At 42.3% G+C, this 23,147-nt stretch carries 21 protein-coding genes; 8 read left to right on the top strand and 13 right to left on the bottom strand.

The annotated features are described in order from the left end of the window. Nucleotides 1–411: 411 nt before the first annotated feature. The 9 genes from BVI01S_RS01790 to BVI01S_RS01750 form a co-directional block, all read right to left on the bottom strand. Nucleotides 412–1,260: an alpha/beta fold hydrolase gene (locus tag BVI01S_RS01790; protein ID WP_061809001.1), complete on the bottom strand. Its 849-nt coding sequence runs from the start codon at nucleotides 1,258–1,260 to the stop codon at nucleotides 412–414. A gap of 21 nt (nucleotides 1,261–1,281) precedes the next feature. Beyond that, nucleotides 1,282–2,139, bottom strand: a complete 858-nt coding sequence (locus BVI01S_RS01785) for an alpha/beta fold hydrolase (protein ID WP_061809000.1) — start codon at nucleotides 2,137–2,139, stop codon at nucleotides 1,282–1,284. 19 nt (nucleotides 2,140–2,158) lie between these two features. Continuing rightward, nucleotides 2,159–3,058 carry an ABC transporter permease gene (locus BVI01S_RS01780; RefSeq protein ID WP_061808999.1) on the bottom strand — a complete coding sequence of 300 codons (900 nt, stop codon included), beginning with the start codon at nucleotides 3,056–3,058 and terminating at the stop codon, nucleotides 2,159–2,161. 17 nt (nucleotides 3,059–3,075) lie between these two features. Continuing rightward, entirely contained in the window at nucleotides 3,076–4,011 is a 936-nt protein-coding gene (locus BVI01S_RS01775) for an ABC transporter permease (RefSeq protein ID WP_061808998.1), read from the bottom strand. A gap of 77 nt (nucleotides 4,012–4,088) precedes the next feature. Continuing rightward, nucleotides 4,089–5,708 carry an ABC transporter substrate-binding protein gene (locus tag BVI01S_RS01770; protein ID WP_061808997.1) on the bottom strand — a complete coding sequence of 540 codons (1,620 nt, stop codon included), beginning with the start codon at nucleotides 5,706–5,708 and terminating at the stop codon, nucleotides 4,089–4,091. 20 nt (nucleotides 5,709–5,728) lie between these two features. Further along, nucleotides 5,729–6,952 (bottom strand): dipeptidase, encoded by a 1,224-nt coding sequence (locus tag BVI01S_RS01765; protein ID WP_061808996.1) that lies wholly within the window; start codon nucleotides 6,950–6,952, stop codon nucleotides 5,729–5,731. 65 nt (nucleotides 6,953–7,017) lie between these two features. Then, complete coding sequence (locus tag BVI01S_RS01760; protein WP_061808995.1) at nucleotides 7,018–8,040, bottom strand: ABC transporter ATP-binding protein; 1,023 nt, start codon at nucleotides 8,038–8,040, stop codon at nucleotides 7,018–7,020. A 16-nt stretch (nucleotides 8,041–8,056) separates the two neighbouring features. After that, on the bottom strand, nucleotides 8,057–9,052 hold the full coding sequence (locus tag BVI01S_RS01755; RefSeq protein ID WP_061808994.1) for an ABC transporter ATP-binding protein: 996 nt from the start codon (nucleotides 9,050–9,052) through the stop codon (nucleotides 8,057–8,059). Nucleotides 9,053–9,076: 24 nt separating this feature from the next. After that, nucleotides 9,077–9,619 (bottom strand): helix-turn-helix domain-containing protein, encoded by a 543-nt coding sequence (locus BVI01S_RS01750; protein ID WP_061808993.1) that lies wholly within the window; start codon nucleotides 9,617–9,619, stop codon nucleotides 9,077–9,079. A gap of 362 nt (nucleotides 9,620–9,981) precedes the next feature. On the opposite strand from BVI01S_RS01750, the gene BVI01S_RS22830 reads away from it, so the two are divergent. After that, nucleotides 9,982–10,197, top strand: a complete 216-nt coding sequence (locus tag BVI01S_RS22830) for an ATP-binding protein (protein WP_244886829.1) — start codon at nucleotides 9,982–9,984, stop codon at nucleotides 10,195–10,197. Between the two features lie 858 nt (nucleotides 10,198–11,055). On the opposite strand, the gene BVI01S_RS01740 is transcribed toward BVI01S_RS22830, so the two are convergent. Then, nucleotides 11,056–11,961, bottom strand: a complete 906-nt coding sequence (locus tag BVI01S_RS01740) for an MORN repeat-containing protein (RefSeq protein WP_061808991.1) — start codon at nucleotides 11,959–11,961, stop codon at nucleotides 11,056–11,058. 376 nt (nucleotides 11,962–12,337) lie between these two features. Here BVI01S_RS01740 and BVI01S_RS01735 point away from each other — a divergent pair, with 376 nt between their 5' ends. From BVI01S_RS01735 to BVI01S_RS01715, 5 genes are all read left to right on the top strand, one after another. Next, a complete protein-coding gene (locus BVI01S_RS01735) occupies nucleotides 12,338–13,090 on the top strand; it encodes a sensor histidine kinase (RefSeq protein WP_061808990.1) in 753 nt (250 codons plus the stop codon). Further along, nucleotides 13,087–13,791: a response regulator transcription factor gene (locus BVI01S_RS01730; RefSeq protein WP_061808989.1), complete on the top strand. Its 705-nt coding sequence runs from the start codon at nucleotides 13,087–13,089 to the stop codon at nucleotides 13,789–13,791. The genes BVI01S_RS01735 and BVI01S_RS01730 overlap by 4 nt, the downstream gene beginning before the upstream one ends. Then, on the top strand, nucleotides 13,784–15,106 hold the full coding sequence (locus BVI01S_RS01725) for a hypothetical protein (RefSeq protein WP_061808988.1): 1,323 nt from the start codon (nucleotides 13,784–13,786) through the stop codon (nucleotides 15,104–15,106). The genes BVI01S_RS01730 and BVI01S_RS01725 overlap by 8 nt, the downstream gene beginning before the upstream one ends. Before the next feature lie 103 nt (nucleotides 15,107–15,209). Further along, nucleotides 15,210–16,127 carry an acetamidase/formamidase family protein gene (locus tag BVI01S_RS01720; RefSeq protein ID WP_061808987.1) on the top strand — a complete coding sequence of 306 codons (918 nt, stop codon included), beginning with the start codon at nucleotides 15,210–15,212 and terminating at the stop codon, nucleotides 16,125–16,127. A gap of 3 nt (nucleotides 16,128–16,130) precedes the next feature. Then, nucleotides 16,131–17,492 carry an APC family permease gene (locus tag BVI01S_RS01715; protein ID WP_061808986.1) on the top strand — a complete coding sequence of 454 codons (1,362 nt, stop codon included), beginning with the start codon at nucleotides 16,131–16,133 and terminating at the stop codon, nucleotides 17,490–17,492. Between the two features lie 458 nt (nucleotides 17,493–17,950). On the opposite strand, the gene BVI01S_RS01710 is transcribed toward BVI01S_RS01715, so the two are convergent. After that, the gene (locus BVI01S_RS01710; protein WP_061808985.1) at nucleotides 17,951–18,634 is read right to left on the bottom strand and encodes a Crp/Fnr family transcriptional regulator; all 684 of its coding nucleotides are present in this window, start codon (nucleotides 18,632–18,634) and stop codon (nucleotides 17,951–17,953) included. 40 nt (nucleotides 18,635–18,674) lie between these two features. Between BVI01S_RS01710 and BVI01S_RS01705 the strand changes: the two genes are divergently transcribed. Both BVI01S_RS01705 and BVI01S_RS01700 read left to right on the top strand, forming a co-directional pair. Continuing rightward, nucleotides 18,675–19,823, top strand: a complete 1,149-nt coding sequence (locus BVI01S_RS01705; protein WP_061808984.1) for an aminotransferase class V-fold PLP-dependent enzyme — start codon at nucleotides 18,675–18,677, stop codon at nucleotides 19,821–19,823. A 19-nt stretch (nucleotides 19,824–19,842) separates the two neighbouring features. Then, nucleotides 19,843–21,300, top strand: a complete 1,458-nt coding sequence (locus BVI01S_RS01700; RefSeq protein ID WP_061808983.1) for a Na+/H+ antiporter NhaC family protein — start codon at nucleotides 19,843–19,845, stop codon at nucleotides 21,298–21,300. A gap of 201 nt (nucleotides 21,301–21,501) precedes the next feature. On the opposite strand, the gene BVI01S_RS01695 is transcribed toward BVI01S_RS01700, so the two are convergent. Continuing rightward, the gene (locus BVI01S_RS01695; RefSeq protein ID WP_061808982.1) at nucleotides 21,502–21,813 is read right to left on the bottom strand and encodes a hypothetical protein; all 312 of its coding nucleotides are present in this window, start codon (nucleotides 21,811–21,813) and stop codon (nucleotides 21,502–21,504) included. Between the two features lie 84 nt (nucleotides 21,814–21,897). Further along, nucleotides 21,898–22,926 carry a DnaD domain-containing protein gene (locus tag BVI01S_RS01690; RefSeq protein ID WP_061808981.1) on the bottom strand — a complete coding sequence of 343 codons (1,029 nt, stop codon included), beginning with the start codon at nucleotides 22,924–22,926 and terminating at the stop codon, nucleotides 21,898–21,900. Nucleotides 22,927–23,147: the final 221 nt, after the last annotated feature.

Genomic DNA, 23,147 nt, shown 5'->3' with positions numbered 1-23,147 from the left:
TGGAAGGTCAATAAAGATGGCTCTTTTATTGATGTTAAAAAATTTCTAATATTAAGCTCGATGATTTAGAATTTTAAAAACACCTTATATTTCATTAAACCTCGAAGCTAAAAAGATGCAGTGAATGCAGTAGGAATGAACCTGTTTGGATCTAGATTTGGAAATTATGATAAGATTAACTTGTGGAAATTAATTACGAGTAGATTTCTATCGGCTATAGAATTCTGCTTTAATCTAAATTGATTCTCCATCAACAACGCAATGTCACGGCGTACGAGGTGTATAAGATGCCCCGCACCTTTTACTAAAGGGCATCTTATTTTACGAAAAAAGAAAGTAAAGAACTTCTGAACTGATGGGACCAGGAACTTGTCCTCCCAGAAAAGAGAACTGGCTGTTCTCTTTTCTCTATTATGCACTAGCACTAACATCAGTGGCCAGTAGAAAATCCCTGACCAACTTAATGTACTTTTCATTTTCTTCTATTTGAGGGGAATGCCCGCTGTTCATGAACTTTACATACTGATTATTGGGAATGCCTCCTGCCAGTTCATCTGAGCATTCCACCGGGGTAACCCAGTCATGTACTCCTACCGTAATTAATACAGGCACCTTTATTTCACCAAGCCTGCCGGAGACATCGTAGCTTTGCTTATTCACACTGAAGGCATAATTATGGGTTTGATAGTGGAAAAAGATATTATCAAGCTTTTCATTTGCCTTTGCTTCATCAAATTTGACGGTATAAAGGGGAAGGATAGCTTTAATCATTTCCCGGAACTCTTCATTAGAACGAACCTTACCTGTGAATAAGCGTTCCAGCATTTCCTCATTGATTCCTGGCAGCTTGCTGTCTAGAGCTTTTTGCATCGAAAGGTCAGTATATCTATCATTAGCAGCCGTATCTCTTAGAATAACCTTGTTTACCCGTTCGGAATATCTCAATACATACTCCAAGGATAGGTATCCACCGTAGCTTCCTCCTAGAATAGTGATTTTTTCAATTCCGAGGTGAGCCCTTAAGGCATCAATATCAGCCGTCCATTGTTCATGTGTATATGGAGGCACTTCTTCCGACCTCCCTGATCCGCGGTTGTCGAGGAAAACCAATTGGTATCCATCAGCCAGAGCCTTAAAAGAATGGACATCTCCTCTGCAGTCGCTCATTCCCGGTCCTCCATGGATGATAAAAATTGTTTCATTATCCGGGTTACCGTGGACCTCATAATAAATCTCACAACCATTTAATTTCACCTTCATAATTTCCCTCCTTTCATTCAATCAATATACAAGCGTTTTTGGCTCTGTTATTTCCTCATTTAGAAATTGACGCATGAGGCCCTTATATTTATCCCCTTGTTCACGTACCAAGGAGTGGCCATACTCTTTAAATAAGATATATTTTGCCTGGGGAATCCGTGAAACAATATTTTCTGAGCATACCGGCGGGCAGATCCAATCGCGTTCACCGGCCGTCACCATTGCAGGAACCTTGATGTTGTGGAGTTTTGGTTTCAAATCGAAATGCTTTAAATTTTGATGGAACGCATCATTATGAGTTTGATAGTGATAGAATATTTGATCAAGCTTCTGTTTTTGGGCTTCCATGTCTTGTTCCATCGTATATAAAGGCAGGATAGCTTGGTAGAGCGCTTTAAAGTCCTCATTAGATTTTACATAACCTTCAAATAGACGAGTAAGACCTTCTTCATCAATCCCCGGAAGATTACTTCTTAATGCATTATCAATCGCAAGATGATGGTGATCATTATCCGCTGCCGTAACATTAAGAAGGATGGCTTTAGTATGTTCAGGATATCTCAAGGCAAACTCTTGCACGATAAAACCGCCATAAGACGCTCCATGGAGGATAATTTTTCCCACACCAAGCTGATTCCGCAATTCGTTTAAGTCATCCACCCATTGCTCATGAGTGTATGGCGGAACATCTGCTGACCTTCCTGACCCTCTCATATCCATAAACACGAGCTGAAAACTATCAGATAGATCTTGAAAAGTATTTATATCTCCCCTGCAATCTCCCAATCCAGGTCCTCCATGAACAAAGAATATCGTTTCATTTTCAGGATTACCTAAGACTTCGTAATACATTTCACAACCATTTATGACCTTTTTCATATTCTCCACCTCATTCTCTTTATTTCTTCACATGCTTTGGATCAAGGAGATCTCTCAGGCCATCTCCCAAAAAATTATAAGCCAGCACCACCAATGTAATGGCTACTCCAGGCAATACCCCCAGGATAGGCGAAGTCCAAATGTATTGCTGAGCATTCTGGAGCATATTTCCCCATGTAGAAGTCGGCGGCTGGATACCTAAACCAAGATAACTTATTGCACTTTCCGTAAGGATGGCCCAGGCAATCCCCAAAGTACTGGCCACTATAATGGTAGGTATCACTTGCGGGACTACGTGGCGAATGAGAGTCCGGATCGAGGATGATCCCATCGCCATTGAGGCTTCCACAAACTCATTTGCTTTCCATTTTAATGTCTCCCCGTAGACAACCCTTGCAATTTCCATCCATGATGTAAAGGCAATAACGACAATGACCATCCAAGGACTTTTCCCGAGAACCGTCAATGCGACCAGTGCAAGGAAGAAGTTCGGCACTGACATCATGGCTTCCGTAAACCGCATGAGCACAGTATCAATCCAGCCTCCAAAAAATCCGGCAACTGCTCCTATCAGGCCGCCGATCAAGACGGTAAAGACCATGGATCCAAAACCCACTAGCAATGTGATTTGGCCGCCATAAAGCATACGGCTCAAGACATCACGCCCCATATCATCGGTTCCTAACGGGTGAGCCGCAGTCCAGCTTGCAAATGCGTTTATGGGATCGACCGCTTCAGGACTGATCCTCCAAACCAGCGGTCCGAAAAAAACGATCAAGTGGGCAAGGATCAAGAACCAGAAGGAGAACCAAGCGACTTTATTCTTCATTAACTGTTGAAAAAAATTCGATAGTTTACTTTCTTTGCCGTATGACAAAGGTGCACCCTTGATTGTTGTGGTTTTAACTGCTCCATTCATTCTTTTCACCCGCCTTTTTAAATATTTTTCACTCGTGGGTCTACTCTGGAATAGATAATATCAACGACAAAGTTCGAGAATATGACAAGAGCAGTCACGACAACCGTCACACCCATTACCAAGTTGTAATCTCTCCCCTGAGCTGCTTCTACGATCAAACGCCCCATCCCCGGCCAACCAAATACGGATTCGACAATGACAGTTCCACTCAATAACCGGGGAATCAATACCCCTATGATGGAGATAACAGGGATGAGAGCATTCCTCAATCCATGAACATAGATAACTGTCTTTTCTTTCGCTCCCTTTGCTCGTGCAGTACGAATAAAGTTTTGAGAGATGACTTCCAGCATGGATGATCTCGTAAATCGGACGATTGTAGGAAGCGTTGCAGTTGAAAGGATGATAACCGGCATGATCATTGATTTGATTTCATCGGTCAACGAACCACTACCTACCCCGGAAGACGGCAGCCATTGCAGCTGCACTGAAAACAACAGGATAAACATAATAGCGAGCCAGAATGATGGAACAGATAAACCTATGACACTAGTGAAATTGATCGTATGATCCCGCCACGTATTCCTATTTCGGGCAGACAGTATTCCAAACAAGATTCCTATAATCACGGAGAAAAAAACCGTCCACAAAGCTAACTTGAAAGTATGCGGGAAACGGTCAATGATACGTTCGATGACAGGTTCACCGCTGGATAAAGAAATACCAAAATCACCTTGAAGGGCATCACCGACCCAGGCGCCATACCGGACAATAACAGAATCATTTAAGCCGAGCTGCTCTGCTATCGCTTCTCTCTCTGCTTCAGTTGCATCCATTCTCATCATCGAGGAGGGACCGCCAGGAGCCAAATTCATTAAAAAGAAAGTAATAACAGTCACTATCGCGAGCAATACAACACTTTGCCATAGACGTGTCAATATAAAATGGGCCATCTTGCTACTCTCCTTCCTTGGTGAGTTAATACTGCCCCCTTAATATGAAGAAAGGAGGCAGTAAGCTAAACAGATTATCAGGTTTCAACCCACCACTCATTAATATAGTGGAGCGTACCGCCGAAATAGATATCAGGGACACCATGAAGCCGCTTGCTTCTGACACTCAGCTCCTGTGGATACCACAAATAAATATAAGGAAGGTTTTCAGCCATATGTTCTTGTGCTTGTTTGTAGATTTCCACACGTTCTGCAGGATCACTTGTAGCCTGGCCAGCTTCTAATAACTTATCTAACTCTTCGTTTTTATAGCCAGGAAGATTGTTTCCTTTCCCTGCATTTGAAGAATGGTACTGAGCGTATACATCAGGATCACTCGGATAAGACCACCAGTTGACAATCATATCGAAGTCACGGTCAATGACATTCTTTTGAATCATTGCATTCCACTCAAGTGTGTTAAGCTTCACATCCATACCGATATCTTTTAAATACTGTTGAGTAAGGACTGCGATTTGTTCTAGATCCCCTTGCAGGGCAACATCGAAATCAAACGAGAATTTCTCGCCGTCTTTATCTAGGATTCCATCACCGTCTGTATCTTCCCAGCCAGCTTCTTTTAGTAATTCTTTTGCTTTTTCCGGATCGTATTCATAAGACTTTACATCATCTGTGTAATATTTTTCTTGGTCTGGAGTGATGGCTGCATCTGCAATTTTCCCGTAGCCTTGAAGAACCGAATCGATGATTGCCTTTCGGTCAATGGCGTGCAGAATGGCCTGCCGAACTTTTTTATCTTGGAACTTAGGATTCTCCAAGTCTGTTACAAGCCAGAAGTAACGAGTGATGTCTGAAGCAACCACATTAAGGTTCTGAGCACTCTTAACTCTCTTTAGAGAAGCCTTATCTTCCATAACAAAGATATCCAGCTCATTACTTAACGCCTGTGCAATTTGAGTATTCACATCCGGCAGGATTTTGTACGTCACTGTATCCAGGTTAGGTGCACCATTAAAGAAGTCTTTATTTGCTTCAAGAACAACCTGCTGTCCTGAAGTGTACTCACTTACCTTAAATGGACCTGTACCTACAGGATTCTTTTTATTGAATTCAGTGAATTCCCATGGATCTTTCCCTGCCAAAACATGTTCCGGCATGATTTCTGAGTTAAAAGCCAAATAAGCAGGTAATGCCGCCCAAGGGCGTTTCAGATGAAACTCTACTGTGTGGTCATCGACCACAACTACTTTATCAAGTGCTTTGTAATTGGATGCACCATTTGAACCCAGTGATTCATTCAGCACTAGTTCATTAAATGTAAACGCTACATCCTCGGCCGTAAAGGCTTCACCATCATGCCATTTAACGTCATCGCGAAGGTTGAACGTCCATACCTTTCCATCATCTGAGGTGCTCCAATCCTTTGCAAGGCTTGCTGCAGGAGCGTTATCCAACCCAGGCTTGGTCAAGCCTGAAAAGATAATACGGTTGACGACATTTGATTCTGCATAAGCATTTGGATGCCAAGGGTTAAAGATCGGGTCACCGACAATCGGTATAGAAACATTACCGCCTTGTTTTACTTCCCCACTCTCTGTGTTCCCCTTATCTTTACTATCTGAAGAAGCATTTTCTTTACCTCCGCAGGCACTAAGCAACAGAACTAATACAAGCAGCAACGGCCAAATCTTTTTCATTAACTTCCCCCCTATTTTGATTATTTCACCCAAGTTTCTTTTAGTACGCGTAACACATTCTCCCCCATGACTTTCTTAATTGCCTCACGGCTGTATCCGTGGTTGACTAACCAGCGCACAACATTTGGATATGCCTCAGCAGGGTTTTCCACACCTTTTACATATTCAACTTCATTGAATTGTTCTCCTGAATGTGAAGATCCGATTGAAAGAGCATTGGCAAAAGCATGGTGAAGCCCGACATGATCACCGAACAGTGTATCCAATCCAAAAGCGACATGATCGATTCCCACTAAATTTGCAACATATTCAAAATGCTCCATAACAGACTCAATGGTATGTTCACGGTGTTTCTTTGTTAAAGTAGTGTGTGGTGCGGCCTCAATTCCAATGACACCGCCTTTTTCTGCACATGCTTTCAAAATATCATCCGGCTTAAGGCGGCTTGTGTTCCATAGTGCACGAGCACCTACATGGGTAATAAAGATAGGTTTGTCACTTGCTTCAATAACATCTCTGGCTGTCTGGTCGCCGCAATGTGACACATCAATCGTCATACCGATTTTGTTCATGCGCTCCACCACTTTATGGCCAAAAGCTGTCAATCCCCCGTCATTCTTCTCTTTCAACCCGCAGCCAAGGGCATTCGCTTCGGAATAAGCAATTCCCATTACCCGGACTCCAAATCCATATAGAACATCCACTCGATCAATTTCGTTTTCGATTTGAGTAGCGGATTCTAGTGAGGTAACAAATGCCACTTTTTGTTCTTCTTTAGCGCGGTAAAGATCCTCCATGGTTTCTGCACGGATTACCAGGTCTTGGTGAGCAAAATCACTGTATCGGATCCCCAAGTCATGAAGGACATCATTCCATTTCCATCCTGCGTTCGAAGTAATGAAAGCGGTACCATCCATATAATTCTCAAAAACAATGTCGAGTCCCGAAATACTTAATCCTTCATACCCGGTCCAATCCCGGCCTTGGCGGCGGAATTCAAAAATAGAGTCTACATCTTCAGGTGTAACAAAAGTATGCTCATGCAATGAAACAATATAGTCTTCTTCCAAAATCTTCTGTACAAGTTCTTCCTTTTCATCTGACACTGGATAAGTGAACGGCTCTACACGACCAACCTCTTTAGCAAGTTTGTAAGGTTTATAGTCTTTTACAGGCTCCAGGTAATCAAATGATTTATATCCGTTATAAGGTTTTGTTTTAGTTTTCGTTGTTTTTAAGTCCATTTAATACACTCCTTAATAATGTGTAATTTTTTTACTAATGTGGTATATTAAAAGGGAAAGCCTTTTCATACCAATGGGAAATGACATGCGACTGACTGTTTATCCGAAACAGGTCTAAGTATGGGTGTGTCTTGCTTACATATCTCAGTAGCCAAGGGACACCTCGTGTGAAATCGGCACCCTGTTGGCGGGTTTGACGGAGATGGGATTTCTCCTTCCAAGATCACTTTCTTCTTTCTGGCTCTTGGATTTGGGGATGGTTTAGTCGATATTAAAGCAGATGTATAAGGGTGTGCAGGCCGCTTATACACTTCATCTACTTCTCCTATCTCCACCATCTGGCCCAAATACATGACACCGACACGGTCAGATATATGCCTTACGATGTTCAGGCCATGTGCAATAAACAAATAAGTCAATCCTAACTTTTGCTGAAGCTCCTTGAGAAGATTTACAACTTGGGCTTGAACAGAAACGTCCAAAGCCGAGACTGCCTCGTCGGCCAGAATAAACTTCGGATTCAATGCAATTGCCCTGGCTATTCCTACACGCTGCCTTTGTCCCCCTGAAAATTCATGCGGGTACCTTGATTTGCGTGAAGGGTCCAATCCAACAAGTTCCAGAAGTTCATCGATTCTTTCATTCCTTTGCTTCCCGCGTGCAATTCGATGAACATCCAACGGTTCTCCCACTATATCGCCTATATTCATCCGAGGGTCCAATGAACCAAATGGGTCTTGGTAAATGATTTGCATTTCCCTTCTAAGCTTCCTCATTTCATGAGAAGGCAAGTGTGTAATGTCCTTCCCTTCAAAATGAACTTCTCCTGAAGTTGGTTCGTGCAACCTTAGGACCGCTCTTCCCAAAGTAGATTTACCTGATCCCGACTCACCCACCAGTGAAAACGTCTCCCCCTTACGAACCGAAAAAGAAATGTCATCCACTGCTTTTACATAACCGGTTGTTCTCTTTAAAATCCCAGACTTGATAGGAAACCACTTTGTAAGGTTTTTGGTTTCGAGCAGAATCTCTGAACTCACCTCCTTTGAATGATAACTATTTTCATTATCGATCAACTCTGATTTCATGATTAGAATCCCCCCTTCACTGAGCCATACTTTCTTTCTTGATAACTTCTTTATAATTCCAACAGGCTACCTGCCGCCCATTTTCCTTATACAGCTGGGGCTCCTTTTCAATACACTGAGAGGTGGCATACTCACAACGGGGATTGAAGCGGCAGCCCCCAGGCATATTGTTGATACTCGGAATGGTCCCTTTAATGGAAGTTAATTTCTCCTGGCGGGGACCTTCTTCTGAGGGAATGGAGTTTAACAGCCCACGGGTATATGGATGGGTCGGTTCATCGAAAATCTGAAAGACATCCCCTTCTTCCACTACCTTACCTGCATACATAACGACAATTCTGTCAGATATCTCAGCTGCTACTCCCATATCATGGGTGATGAAAATGATCGACATATTAATCTTTTCTTTTAGTTCATTCAATAAATTCAATATCTGCGCTTCTATAGTTACGTCTAAAGCAGTTGTGGGTTCATCAGCGATTAATAATTTCGGGTCACACGATAAAGCAATGGCTATCATGACACGCTGTCTCATCCCCCCTGATAGCTCATGGGGATATTGTTTCATGCGTACATCAATATCATTAATCCCAACAAGCTCCAGTAGTTCCTTAGCCCGGATCCAAGCCTCATTTTTACTTTTATCCTGATGGAGCAATATAGCTTCAGTCAATTGTTTGCCTATCGTAAAAACAGGGTTCAAAGCGGTCATCGGTTCCTGAAAAATAATAGAAATGTCATTACCGCGGATCTTCCTCATTTCTTCTTTGCTTTTTCTTGCCAAATCTTCTCCTTGAAATAAAATTTGGCCTTCAGATATAGATCCATTCTCGTAATCCAGCAATCGCATTATAGACATGCTGGTAACACTTTTTCCGCTGCCTGATTCACCAACTATACACACGGTCTCTCCCGGATTCACTTGAAAAGAGATATTTTCAACCGGCCTGACATAACCCTGATCATTCTTGAAATCCACACTTAGGTTTTTGACTTCTAATAAAGGTTTCAAGCAAGAAGCCTCCCTTCTATTAATCTATAGAACTACCGGGGTGATTACTCCTAGCAGAACACTCTCTTCATTCAAAGGATTTTCTCCATAGTGATCGAGACTAGATGGGAAATGGATGGAATCACCTTCTGCAATCGTGTAGGACTTACCATCAATATTAAAAATGACCACCCCCTTTAATACGTAGTAGAATTCTTCACCTGCATATTTAAATGTTTTTTTTCCTTTTTGGTTGGGTGCTAATGTCAGGATATAGGGAGCCAAGGATCGCTGGGCAAAGTTACCGTTTAGTTGTGTGTAGAGAGTCTGGAGGCCCTCTATTTTAAACTGTGACTGGTCTTCCTTTTTCGTTACGTAGGTGTTATTGCTGCGATCATCAAAGAAGTAAGAAATATTGATTTCAAATGCTTCTGCAATTTTTTTAAGAGAAGATATAGCTAAAGAAGAGGAACCCCTTTCAATTTGAGAAAGGAAACTTACGGATAGATCTGTTTTTTCACTCATCTGTTTCAACGTCAAATTAGATTGTTTTCTAAGTTCTCTAATCTTTTGACATACCTCTTGCATAAAATCACCTGCCTGTCTTGGAAGTTTTATCTTAATATTATGTATTTCGCATTCTAATTATTTACAATAATAACATAATTTTATGATATTAACAGAATTATTTTTAAATTTTCACAATATTTTTAATAAACTGTTTTTTAGTTTCTTATAAAAATCAGGAAACAAAGAGAAAAAAGACGCCTGTTTTCATTTATATCTCTTTGGCGTAGATGGACCAATTTGTTGGCATAACCGTACCAAAAATGGAAACTGTGAAAAATCACCATTTCTAGTCAGCTATTTGTTTTTCCATATTAAACCAAACCGTCCCCATTTATTGCAGACGCTCAAATAAATTAGAACGTCCGATTAAACAGGCATCATTGAATGAACCAGCAGCTGCCAGTGAAGATATCGAATATAATCCAGATCGAAAACTGAATAAGCAACTCATATTAGATCTAGCAACAGGATATTATATTGAACGACACCATAACATTATCCTTATGGGCGCTTCAGGAAAAAACATCGCAAATGTTGGGTGTTCAAGCACGTCGTCAGTTTTACAATGTTATATATTCGTCTCCCTAAAATATTAGATGAGCTGGAAGTGGCCAAGTTCGAAGCAGACCAAAGCTTTCGGAAGTTGATTCAAAAATACCGAAAAGTAGAGGAGTGGTTATTAACAGTACTCCCAGAAGAACGAGTGATGCTTATATTAGAGGTCATTGAGTCAAGGCTTAAAAATGCCTCTACCATATTCTGATCGTAGTTTTCTCCAGAAGGATGGCACGCGAAATTAGGACAAGCTCAAGTAGCTGATGCGATTCTTGTTCAAATTATTCATAATTCTTATCACATTATAGTCGATGGAGAAATTTCAATGCCTGAACGCCATGGATTGGTGGGATCTTCATTATTCCAATTGAAGTGGAAAACCGTATAGCAACGTATTTCTGTCATCGATTTTTCCTGATGAGGTACTGGAGCAGATTGTAGAACTCCTTCTGCCCCTCTGTTTGGAAGCTGATGAAGAGGAAGATTTAGACAAAGAGGATCTTGTCAGACAAGCTGTTAGAATTATTGAAGACCAGCTAGAAGGAAAGAGCTTTAAATAACTCACACAGCCATCGAAGTACCTAATTTCGATGGCTGTTTTAATGTTTTAATACGTATTCGAGATAGTGGCTCTTTGTGATGCATTCAGTGGCTCTATTATCCGCACTTGGTAGCTCAAAAGTCCGCTCAAGTTGCTCATTCCTAATGCAATACTCATACCGAAAAATAAAAACTATTAAAGATTACTCTTCTCTGTTAGAGAGTGCGTTTTTCCAGATTAATGCAAAAAGTCAAATTGGAACCGTCCCCATTTAACCGAGGCTTTATCTAGTAGTAGACATGCTGCAACATATAGAAAACAAGTTTTAAAAAGGGATAGACGATATCTGGATGATGATTCACTCCTCTTTCCTATTAGAATCACTATCTTCTAGTTCATCATTGAACCAATTCCCTTCAAGAACTTCTCCACTACCACTGATTGCCTTACCAAAACCATTTCTCTTCCAGTCATTCAATTCCCCCTCATAGGTTTCTCCATTAGTTAGAGTGAACTTTCCTGTACCTTTTGGAGCATCATTTACCCAGTTACCTTCATAGATATTTCCACCTCGGTCCATGTACTTTCCCTTTCCTTCTCTTTTTCCGTCCTTCCATTCACCTTCATATACCATGTCCATCCAAAGAACTTTCATAGTCATTTTCCCTTGACCGTTTTCCTGATTGTTTTTCCACTCACCATTATATTTCATCTTAATAAATCCAAAATCTGTATATTCAATTCCTTTCCCATTTCTTTTATCATTTTGCCATTCACCTTCATAAGAGGTTGAGTTGTTCCCTAATTTTCCTAACCCCTGCCTCTGACCGTCCTTACGATCACCTTGATATTCCCCAAAAATTATTCTCTCATCTACTTCTTCATTAGCCATTATTATATTTGCTACTGATATTAGGAATATAAACAAAACAAATATTATAACACCATATTGTAATAGAATGCGTCCTCTACTTCTTTTTCCTACTATAACTATGTTACTTGGTTTAACCAATCCAATTAATAGAGATATTAATGCAAAGATCATTAATATAACCACTATTACTATGTAAAACATAATCCAACTGAACAATAAATTTAGAAGGATCAACATAAGACTTAAAGATGACAAACCAAAATATTTTATTACTCTTTTTCTATTTCTTTGCTCTTCTGTTAACCAAATAATGGCCCACTTTGGCTTGATAATTCCTATTATTAGTAAGAATGCCGATATAATAAACAATAGAGTGAATAAACTTAACATGTTGTTCACCTACTCTCCACTCGTGGGGAAGAAGAACGTAACCCCAATATAAATCCTGCTCAAAATCCATCCCAAAATAATATATGGAATTTTTATGATCCACCAACATGTAAGGAAGGTGTACTTAAGGATATTAAGCGGTAATTTCAACAAAAATAGTAGAAATGACATTCTATTTCCCCTTTAGAAGTGATTTTTTAAATGTGGTTCCTTACTTTACTTCGACAAAATATTCCAACACCCTTCATTTTTCCTGGTTCTATTTACCCATTGGTAGAGTAGGTACGCTTCCATGTGACTAAACCTCAAGGGGTGTACCACCCTACAAAAAAGGAGTAAGATAAATAGAAAAATAGACAGTCAGGATGAATCTATTATGATAAGTACTTCTGCCTTTTTCTCTATCGTTATTTTCCTATGTCTGCTGATTCCAATCATTGCACTGGTCATCCTTAGTATTATTAAGCTGCTTGAAAAAGAGTTTGATTACTTGCAGATGGAGAATAAACAGATCCAGCTTCAGACTCAGCTGCATCAAATGGAATACCTGCAGCTCAGCCAGCAGATCCGCCCGCATTTTCTTTTTAACAGTTTGAATGCGATGATGTCTCTTGCCAGGCTGAACAGGAATGAAGATCTCATCCAATCAATGGAGAAGTTCTCCCTCTTCCTGAGGTATCAGAACAGGGAGAAGGGGTCTCTAATTCCTTTTGAAAGTGAATTGGAACATACAAAGAATTACTTGGCTATCCAACAGATGCGTTTTGGCAAGAAGCTCGAAGTGGAGATGATGATTGATGAACGGGCACTGCCAACACATCTTCCTCCCTACACCCTGCAGACATTCGTTGAAAATGCCTTTAAGCACGGCATTGAAAAGAAACGTGGTGAAAAGCGGTTGAAAATTGAATTGCATCGGGAAGGAAACTGGGTCATCTTAAAGGTGTTAGACAACGGAAACAGTGAAAATGAGCCCCTCATAACGAACGGGGATGGAACAGGGTTGGAGAATATCCGCAAAAGGCTTGAATTACTATTTGAACTACACACAGAAGTCTCAATAAAACGAAAGCCAGGCTGGACAGAAGTGAAAGCCATTTGGCCATATTCACCGGGGGAATCACAATGAATCTATTAATAATCGATGATGAACCACTAGAGCTTGAACAGCTCACGTATTTGGTAAAAAAACAATATCCGAACTGGAACATATTCACGGCAGAGGATGCCGTTGAAGCAAAGCAGCTGGTGGAACAATACTCTTTCCCGCTTGCTTTTGTCGATATCCAATTGCCCGGGGATTCCGGATTGGACTTTTGTGAATACTTGAGAGCACATGGTATAGACACCGAAGTCGTACTTATTACGGCTTATCAAGACTTCAGCTATGCGAAACAGGCAATCCACCTGAATGTGTTGGATTACCTCGTTAAACCGGTGATTGAAAAAGAACTGTTCAAGGTGATGGAGGATTTTTTACAAAAAAACACGTTCACTGAGACGAAATCCGCCCTGATCAACAAAGTACTGGAGATCGTCCGCGAAGATTACAATCAGAAGCTTCAGCTATCCGACCTGGCGACAAAGGTGTATGTGACCCCTACTTATTTAAGCAAAAAGTTCACTGAGACCCTTGGCATAAAATTCACAGATTACCTCAATCATTTCCGGATTCAGAAAGCGAAGCAGCTGATGCTCGAAAACCCGGATTGGAGTCTGTTCAACATCGCTGAAATGGTCGGTTTTTCCAGTCAGCATCATTTCAGCAATTCATTCAAGAAAATGGAAGGCATCACTCCGAGCCAATTTAAGGAGACCTCTGATGATTGATTGGTATGTCCTACTATTCATTGCTTTTACACTCATCATCCTTCTCATCGACAAGATCGGCAGATATCGCAGTGTCCATGAATTCACCAATCCCGAAAAAGAAGTCGGCTTAGCCGGTGGAACATACTCTTTGGTGATTCAATATATGACTGGGGCGACCGTTCTTTTCCCTTTGATTCTTACAGCAAAAGGTGGATTGTCAAGCTTCTTCATTTTCACCGGCTCCTCTCTTATCCTCTATTTATTAGTACGGAAATGGGTATTCAGCCCGGATAAGATGGAGGTCATTCTTCATGACCCGTTTCATTCTCCCGGTAAAATAAAGGCTGCCACATTTTTGATATTTGGTTTTTCCAGTATGGGGAGCATCCTGATCCAGACTTCGTTGATGATCATTCTGTTCCGGGATTTTTTTCATCAGCCCTCCTATTTGGGTGTGTTTTTATTTCTGATCTTTAGTTATGTATTATTTGGCTTAGGCGGAAAAATGGGCATCACACGAGTCGGCAGCCTGATTCTAATCGGGGTGCTATTCACCATTTCCTTCACCGTCCTAACGCTCTACTTGAGGACTGGAACAGAAGCGGTTTACGAGCGGTTCATGACACACTTCCAAGGGATTTTCAGCGGAAGCATGTTGGAGAACGGTTCTTACTTTTTTACGTTCCTATTTGTGATGGCGGGCCAAACCTTCACAAGTATTTATTTCTGGGAATCGGTTAAAACAATCAAGCCCCATCACCGTTTATCTGCATTAAAGTATTCTTCCTTTTCCTGGACCGCCTTATTGCTGTCCTATACAGCTTTGACCGTGTACCTGCTTTCTCAAACTAAACCATCAGGCTCCATCCAACTGCTACTGCTGGAGTACATGATTCAGTCCAATACCATCATAGCTCCTATTTTCATCTATACGGGCATTTCCATGCTCGCAGTCGGCACCGGGCATTCCCTCTACTCAATCGTCAGTCTGTTTCTACAACACACTCATGCATCATCGTATCGAAAATTAAAAACAGGCTATTTGTTTGGACTGTTGATGATCGTGCTTCTGGGATTGGCAGGCATTCTCTTGGCGGGCTCCTTTGAAACATGGCTTCCTTACTTTATGTCCTTCTTTGCCTCGGCGTCTATCCCATTTTTTTATATTGTTCTGAAGGGGACATTCTCCCTAAAGCACTTTTCACTTACAATCGGGTTGATGAGTATAGCAGGAATTGTCATCAATTTGACGATAACAGAGGTGTATATGGTCGTACCCGTAACGGTCGCTCTCACATTCGTTCTACATACGCTGGTGATAAAATTTAGATAAATTTGTGCAAAAACAGATTGAAATTGTGCAAACAACCTCAGCTGAAAAGGTGTAACATTTTAATTATTCAGAATATATAAAATTAAATTCAGGAGGGACAAACATGACGGCACAGTTATCGACGCAAGCATTTGTTTATGCCATGGATAAAAACAATACACCAGCACTGACGGTGAAGTCCGGAACACAGGTCGAGATTGAGACTTTCGACTGCTTCCAAGATCAAATTCAGTCCGAGCGAACGACTTTTAACGCGATCGACTGGAATCAAATCAACCCTGCAACAGGGCCCGTTTATGTCGAGGGAGCACAGCCTGGGGACATTTTAAAAGTGACGATCGATGATATCGAATTAAGTAACCAGGGTGTCATGGTGGTGGGACCGGAGCTTGGTGTCATGGGGCATCGCTTGGAGAAGTTCGAAGTAAAGATCATTCCTGTAGAGGATGATAAAGCGATTTTTAATGACAAAATCGCGCTGCCGTTAAACCCTATGATTGGCGTGATTGGAGTAGCTCCAGAGGGTGAAGCTGTCAATAATGGCACTCCTGGAGCCCATGGCGGAAATATGGATACAAAGCTGATTACAACAGGAGCAACCCTTTACTTCCCTGTCTTCCATCCTGGTGCACTTTTCGCCCTGGGAGATCTGCATGCGGCAATGGGAGATGGAGAAGTCAGCGTGTCGGGCATTGAAATCCCCGCAAAGGTAAAGGTTACCCTTGAAGTCATCAAAGGTCACACCATACATTATCCCATTTTGGAAAACGAAGAAGGTGTAGCCACTCTCGTTTCCAAAGAACTGTTAGACGAAGCCGCTAATGTAGCTGTTGAGGAAATGATTGATTTGCTGCAGCCCCAGACAGATCTGTCTTTAGGTGAGTTCACCATGCTGATGAGTGCAGCGGGCCAGGCACAAATCAGCCAGATCGTGGACCCGCTGAAAACGGCACGATTCTTTGTGCCACGGTCGATCCTCGAAGCTTACAACATCCAACTCTTCAAGAAAGAGGTGGTATAATCCATGGCTGAACTCCAAACGAATCAACCCCAGTCCAATATGGGTTATAAACAGGAGTTAAAAAGATCCCTGACATTCTGGGATTTACTGATTTATGGACTGGTATTTATGGTGCCGATCGCTCCGTTCGGAATTTATGGCGCAGTGGCCCAGGGTTCCAACGGGATGGTGGCTCTCGCCTACCTCATCGGGATGGTCGGGATGATCTTCACCGCACTAAGCTATGCCAGAATGTCCGAGGCCTTTCCGATCGCAGGATCCGTCTATGCCTATGCACAGCGGGGCATCAATGATTCTGTCGGTTTTATTGCCGGCTGGCTTATTTTGCTCGATTACATTTTCGTACCCGCCCTTCTTTATCTAGTCAGTGCCGCGGCACTGCATGATATTGTTCCAACCATTCCATTACTCGTTTGGCTGGTGATTTTCATCGCGATCAATACAGTCGTCAACGTATTGGGAATCGAGTTCACCGCGAAGGCGAACAAAATCATTGTTGTCGCGGAACTCATTGTTTTAGTGATATTCGTAGCTGTCGGTATTTTTGCCATCACGAAGGGAGTGAACGGAGCTGAGTTCACTTGGAAACCTTTGTATGACGCTGATCATTTCAGCATGAGTACAGTAATGGGTGCAGTATCCATCGCTGTCCTTAGCTTCTTAGGATTTGATGCGATTTCAACACTGGCCGAAGAATCAAAAGGTGGAAGTAAAGCCATTGGTAGGGCCATCATTTTCTCTTTACTTGTCGTTGGAGTCCTGTTCATCATTCAGACTTGGGTAGCTGCATTGATCTGGCCCGATTACACAAGCTTCGAAAACGCGGATGTGGCATTCTATCAGATTGCAGAAATCGCCGGCGGCCCTTGGTTGAAGTGGATGACAATCATCGCAACCGCAGTTGCCTGGGGAATTGCCGACGCCCTCGTTGCACAGGCAGCCATATCACGAATCCTGTACAGCATGGCCCGAGACCGCAAGCTGCCAAAAGTCTTGTCAAAAGTACACCCGAAATTCAAGACACCTTATGTCAGCACCCTACTTGTGGCAGTTGTCTCACTACTTGTCACAGCATTCTTCGCATCACAAATCGGTGCCTTGGCATCAGTGGTCAACTTCGGGGCATTATCGGCATTCTTGTTCCTTCATGCTTCTGTGGTCATTTATTTTATTAAAAAGCAAAAGAGCAAGCAGTACTTTAAACACCTGGTCCTTCCGCTGATCGGTTTTATCATCATCGGTTATGTATGGTTCTCACTTGATCCCCTTTCCAAACAGCTGGGCTTCATCTGGCTCGGGATTGGAATTGTCTACCTGATCCTCTTGAAAGTATTCAAAAAAGATACATCGCTTGATTTAGAATAAATGATGTTTTAAATGCCTGCAGAGAAAGGGACTCCTTAATCTGCAGCTTTTTTTTGTGACCGTATTCCATGGCTTTCTGATACTTGGGGCATATGTCAGCATTTGAGTCTTAATCCCTTTTCCGATAATGATGTGTTCTTTAAGGACGTGTTCCACACGCCTGCGGCAGTTGCTCATTAGAATCAGGTAATTGGATATGTCCCTTGTCCCAGCAAGATGTTGAATAGCGGGGATAGATACTAGTGAATCAAGAGCCGGTGGATGTCAATTCACTCGGCTCTTGATATATTCCTTTAAATGATTGCATATTTACTCTAACCAAACGTTTGTTTAGCTAACCGGCAACCTTCTCAAGCAAAAAAATCTCCCCAGTGTATCACTGAAACAAAAAATATCTAAATATTCTAATAATGTAAAATACTTTACTGCTTCTCATCCATTTCGAAACTATACTGACATTAAGGGATTTTTGAATGGTTTGCCAACGAATAGATGTCAGGAATTTCATAGTACTTTTCTTTCTTCAGAAGGAAGCCCTCGTCTATAAGCTTATTTAAGGTGTTTACTACCGTTACTCTCGTTGTACCTACCAGGTCTGCCAGCTCCTGGTGTGTAAATGTGATGGAAATGATATAGCTCTTCTCACCATCCTGCCGTCCGAATGTGAGTGCCAAATGTAGTAAGGATTCAATGATTCTTCTACGTGAGGGACCAAATGACAGCTGGAGCGATGATTTGGTTAGAATATTCATTTTTAAATTGGTCAGTTCCATCCATTGTTTCATTTTCTTCTTATCCTCTAGAAGCATTTCTTCAAATTGACGGATGGGATATTTCAAAATGGTGGAAGGCGCTGCTGTGATGGCGCCAGTAAGGTAGTTTTCTGAAGAAGAGATTCCACATTCGCCCAGTAAGCCATTTTGTCCAATGATTGTCAGGGCCTTTTCTCTCCCATCCTCTGATGTCAAGAATAATCGTACTCTTCCTTTCTTCACTATGTATATGGCATCAGCTTTTTCTTCCTGTCTAAAAATGACATGATGCTTCTCACAATCCATTCTTTGGCCAAACGGTTCGATGTCCTGCCAATCAAACGGAAGCTTTTCCAACCACGGTGAAAGACTTTCGACAAGTAATTCCATAATGAATCCCCCTATTCTCTCTGAAAGGATGTATCTCAACATGTCTACTCTTTATGAAGCGTATCGAAAGGAATTTCCGATTTTGCGACAGTACAGTCAACTATCCAGTTGTTCTCAAAGTGCTCTGCACCAAGAGGTGAAAGCTTCTGTGACCGAGTATATGAACTCATGGGAACAAAGTGGGATGGACTGGGATATGTGGATGACTGCCTGTGAAGAAGCGAGAAGTCAATTTGCACAACTCATCAATGCGGAGCCTTGTGAGATTGCAATTGTTTCTTCTGTTTCACACGCCGTTTCAGCCATTGCGGCGAGCCTGAAACCGCAAGCCAATCGAAACGAGGTGCTCGTAACGGATTTCGACTTTCCAACCGTTGGTCATGTCTGGCTATCTCATCAGGAGCGTTACCAAATCAATTATTTAGGTGCAAAAGCAGATGGAACCATCTCCTTACAAGATTACGAAAAGGCGATTTCAAATCAAACTCTCCTCGTGTCCACTTCACATATTTCTTATTATAACGGATTTAAGCAGGATTTATCTGAATTATCTAAAATCATACATGACAATGGGAGTCTACTATTTGTAGATGCTTATCAATCCGCCGGACAAACTCCTATCGATGTCAAAGCCATGGATATCGATATGCTTTCTACAGGATTACAGAAATATATGTTAGGAATACCAGGGATCGCGTTCTTATATATCCGGAAAGAGTTAGCAGAGGCAATAACCCCTTCCATTACCGGATGGTTTGGGCAGCAAAATCCTTTTGCATTCGATATTCGAAATAGCACGTATGCTGATGGGGCCAGAAGATTCGATTCCGGGACATTCCCCATGATTAACGGGTTTGCCGCAAAGGCCGCATTAACTATCCTTCTGCAATTAAACATGAATGAAGTGGAAACGTATCTACATTCCTTATCGGAAGTAGCCATTCAGGCGGCTAACGAATCTGGTTTATCCATAAAAAGTCCACTTGATGTTTCAAGGAAAGGATCAAATACAGCCTTATTCATCCCAAATGCAGGGCAGGCTGAAAAACGAATGAAGGAACTGGGACATATTGTATCCGCCCGTAATGACGTGATCCGAATCGCTCCTCACTTTTACAACTCAGCTACTGAAGTGAAAAATGCCATTTATGCTTTAGCAGAAGTACACGCTGATTTAAAGGTTAACTAACTTAAGGGGGAAGAGGGAAATGAAAAGAGAAGAGACCTTACAATTCTATGGTGGAGTTCCTGTTTTACTAGTACCATTCGCGGCAATGTTTGTAGGGATTCTTTGGCTGGGGTTCACCGGTGCTGCATTGCCGGAAGCCTTTTGGCCGATGATCTTGCTTGGTATATTACTAGGGTTACTATTAGCAAAAAATAAGAAATTGTACATTGACTCTCTTATTCATGGAATCAGTTCGAATATGCTCGCCATAATGTTATTGGCATGGTTCTTGGCGGGGATTATGGGTAAGCTCCTGAGTGCTTCCGGACTTATTGAAGGATTGGTTTGGGGATTCCTTACGATGGGGATTACCGTTGCCTGGTTCCCTCTCATCACGTTTCTCATCTCTGCATTCATGAGTATGTCGACAGGGACAGCCGTTGGGACTCTAATCGCTGCCAGCCCCATTCTATTTCCGGTTGGTTATATGCTCGGAGCTGATCCATTATTGATTGTAGGGGCGATCATTGGAGGTTCCTTTGTCGGTGACAACCTGGCACCGATATCAGATACAACCATCGTGTCAGCCTATTCTCAAGGAACCACCATTGATAAAGTCGTTAAAAGCAGGATCCGCTATGCGATTGCCGCAGGAGCCATTACGATTGGATTCTATATTATAATGGCTATGGTAAAAGCGAATGAAAGCACGACAGTTCAATTACCTGATGAATTAAATCCGTTAGGCCTTATCATGTTATCCGTTCCACTATTGCTGCTATTTATGATGATAAAAGGAAAAGATTTAGTGACCGCTCTTCTTTATTCAACTTCCATTGGAATCATTGTTGCACTCATTTCAGGTCTCATCCAATTTAACGATATTTTACTTATTAACCGAGCAGAATTCACTGCGGGTGGTATCATCATCGATGGAATCTTCGGCATGGTTGGTGTCGCCGTCTTTACGATTTTCTTAATGGGGATGATCGGGACCCTTCAAAAAGGCGGTTTCATCGACTGGCTCATGGTGAAATCAGAGTCCTTCGCTACTACTCCCAAGCGGGCTGAAATCACCATTGTATGTTTAGCCTTACTGATTAATTGTCTGACTACTGCTGGTACGCCGACCATGGTGATGTTAGGGAGTTTTGTACGCAGACTGGGCCATAAATTTAGGATTGCCCCATGGCGACGAGGAAACTTACTAGATGCCTGCTCTACTTCCATCATTGGTTTTCTCCCTTATAGCGTTGCCGTCCTTATTCCATTTGCCTTTATAGGCGACATGGTTGATAAAAGTGCCTATCCAACGTTTACTCCTGTCGGAGTTGCTCCATTTGTCGTTTACTGTATCGCCATGGTAGCAGTGATTATATTCTCGGCAATTTCCGGTTGGGGGAGCGAGTATATGAGCGAGAAGGACTATATGGAAGAGTCGAAGGAATTGTATGATGACAATGAGTATGATGGAGCTGGTGATTCTAAGCTAGCTTAGGTTCCAACCCTCACTAGTTTTATAATGATTAAAACAGGCGGACTCATGACTAAAAGATAATGGTCATGAGTCCTATCCTATTCAATACCATGAAACCGTTCTTTTCTTCTACTACCGCTTACACTGACAGCAATGGTCCGTTGCTCACCATATGCTTGCAGCTTAGCGACCCGTCCCTCTGACTTCCAACCAAACGTTTGTCTAACTCCCCGGCGGCCCCTCCCCATCCCTATACGTCACCACAACCCCATCCTCAATATTCCGAATCAATCCATACCCCTCCAACCTAACGAGACAATCCCTGATCCATTCCCGCGAATACCAGTCCAGCTTCTTCCCATTGTAATACCAAAGCGACTCACTCATGTCATGTAACATCCTGCTATTTTCGTGAATATACGTTCCATCTTGTCCTGCACGAAGCAGAAGCCACACATACACCCGCAAGTCCGCCGGGTTTCGATACACCTCATGATCCACCATTTCATCCTTTATCCAAACTGTTTGATCCATGTTCATCTCCCCCTTCACCCTTTATATACAGAAATCCGGTTCAGGAGGACACCATCAAAAAAACTTTTTTCATTTATTTTCATTTCACATGACGGCCCCGCGCTCACGATACACTTTCAACTCTTCCATCAGTTGGGCTTTCTCCGCTTCAAACTCTTCGTCGGCAATCTCAAGAACGTCATCTGATTCACTCGTGAACCAATCCGGCAGCATTTCCGTTCGAACCGACTTCCTCGTCCCGCTGCGCACGTTTCGCTTAGAGTGCTTCTCAAACCTTCCCTGAAACTCTCTCGTCCTCGCATCCTCCACATCCCGAACCTTCAACTGATCCCACTTCACCAGGATCGCTTCACAATAGCTCCAGTACTGCTTCCCCTGCTCGACCGCCCGCTTCATCGCTTCCACCACAAGGCTTTCAGAAAGACTGTCACACCAGCTTTTGATTTTCTCCTGGATATACGTCCCAATCCGGCCGAATCCATTGTCTTTGAAAAAGGACACCGGACACTCGGCTGCGCTTTGTTGTTGTTCATTCTTTTCTGAAGAACTCTTAGAAGTACTCTCTGTATACGTCCCCTCTTCCACCCGAGGAGCCCCCTCCGCTTGAGGTGATAGGCCATCCGTCGAAAGGGATGACGTGGTACGTTCCGGCGTATCAGGTGGGCAAATAGAAACGATGTCTGACACGTTACACCGTTCCTCCATCACCCGTTTCACATTCCCAGCGACCGGCTGCACATACATTACATTGTTTAAAATCAAGCTGGAAGACGAAATCGTCCTGAACTCCCGAATCAGCAAATGATGCTCCACCAGAAAATCAATGGCATCCTTCACCTGACGTTTCGTAAATCCATATGTATCCGAGAATGCCTGATAACTCTTCTGAAGCATATCCCCCTTGAATTTCGTCCTGGCCCCAACGATCATCCCGCTGTCATCTCTGATCATTGTCGGCCTGTACCAATACACGATATCCGCGAGTAACGTGATCGCCACAAAATGGGCTTTCCCGCTTGAAAAGGTAATGTTTTTGTACCATAGATGAGGAACGATATTCCCCACGATTTCCATTTCCCCGATTTGATCCGCTACCTGACATCCTGATTTCATCTTCTCTTCCACCCTTCTGGTCTATTCATGGTTTATATAGGGAGTGGGAGTGAAATAGGACACCCTGGGAAGAGAAATATTTATAAAATAGTTTCTAAGTAAGAAAGATCCCTTTAAAGAACAAAAAGCCAGTGATCTCTCCCCTCGCTTTGTCATCAAGCTCACTTCCAATAATTCATATTCTATAATTCCGTACAATTTTTACCAATATATTGATAATA

The sequence above is a fragment of the Rossellomorea vietnamensis NBRC 101237 genome (assembly GCF_001591825.1).
Lineage (GTDB): Bacteria > Bacillota > Bacilli > Bacillales > Bacillaceae_B > Rossellomorea > Rossellomorea vietnamensis.
Note: the sequence above shows the minus strand (reverse complement) of the source record. Positions and strands in the feature narration are given on the sequence as shown.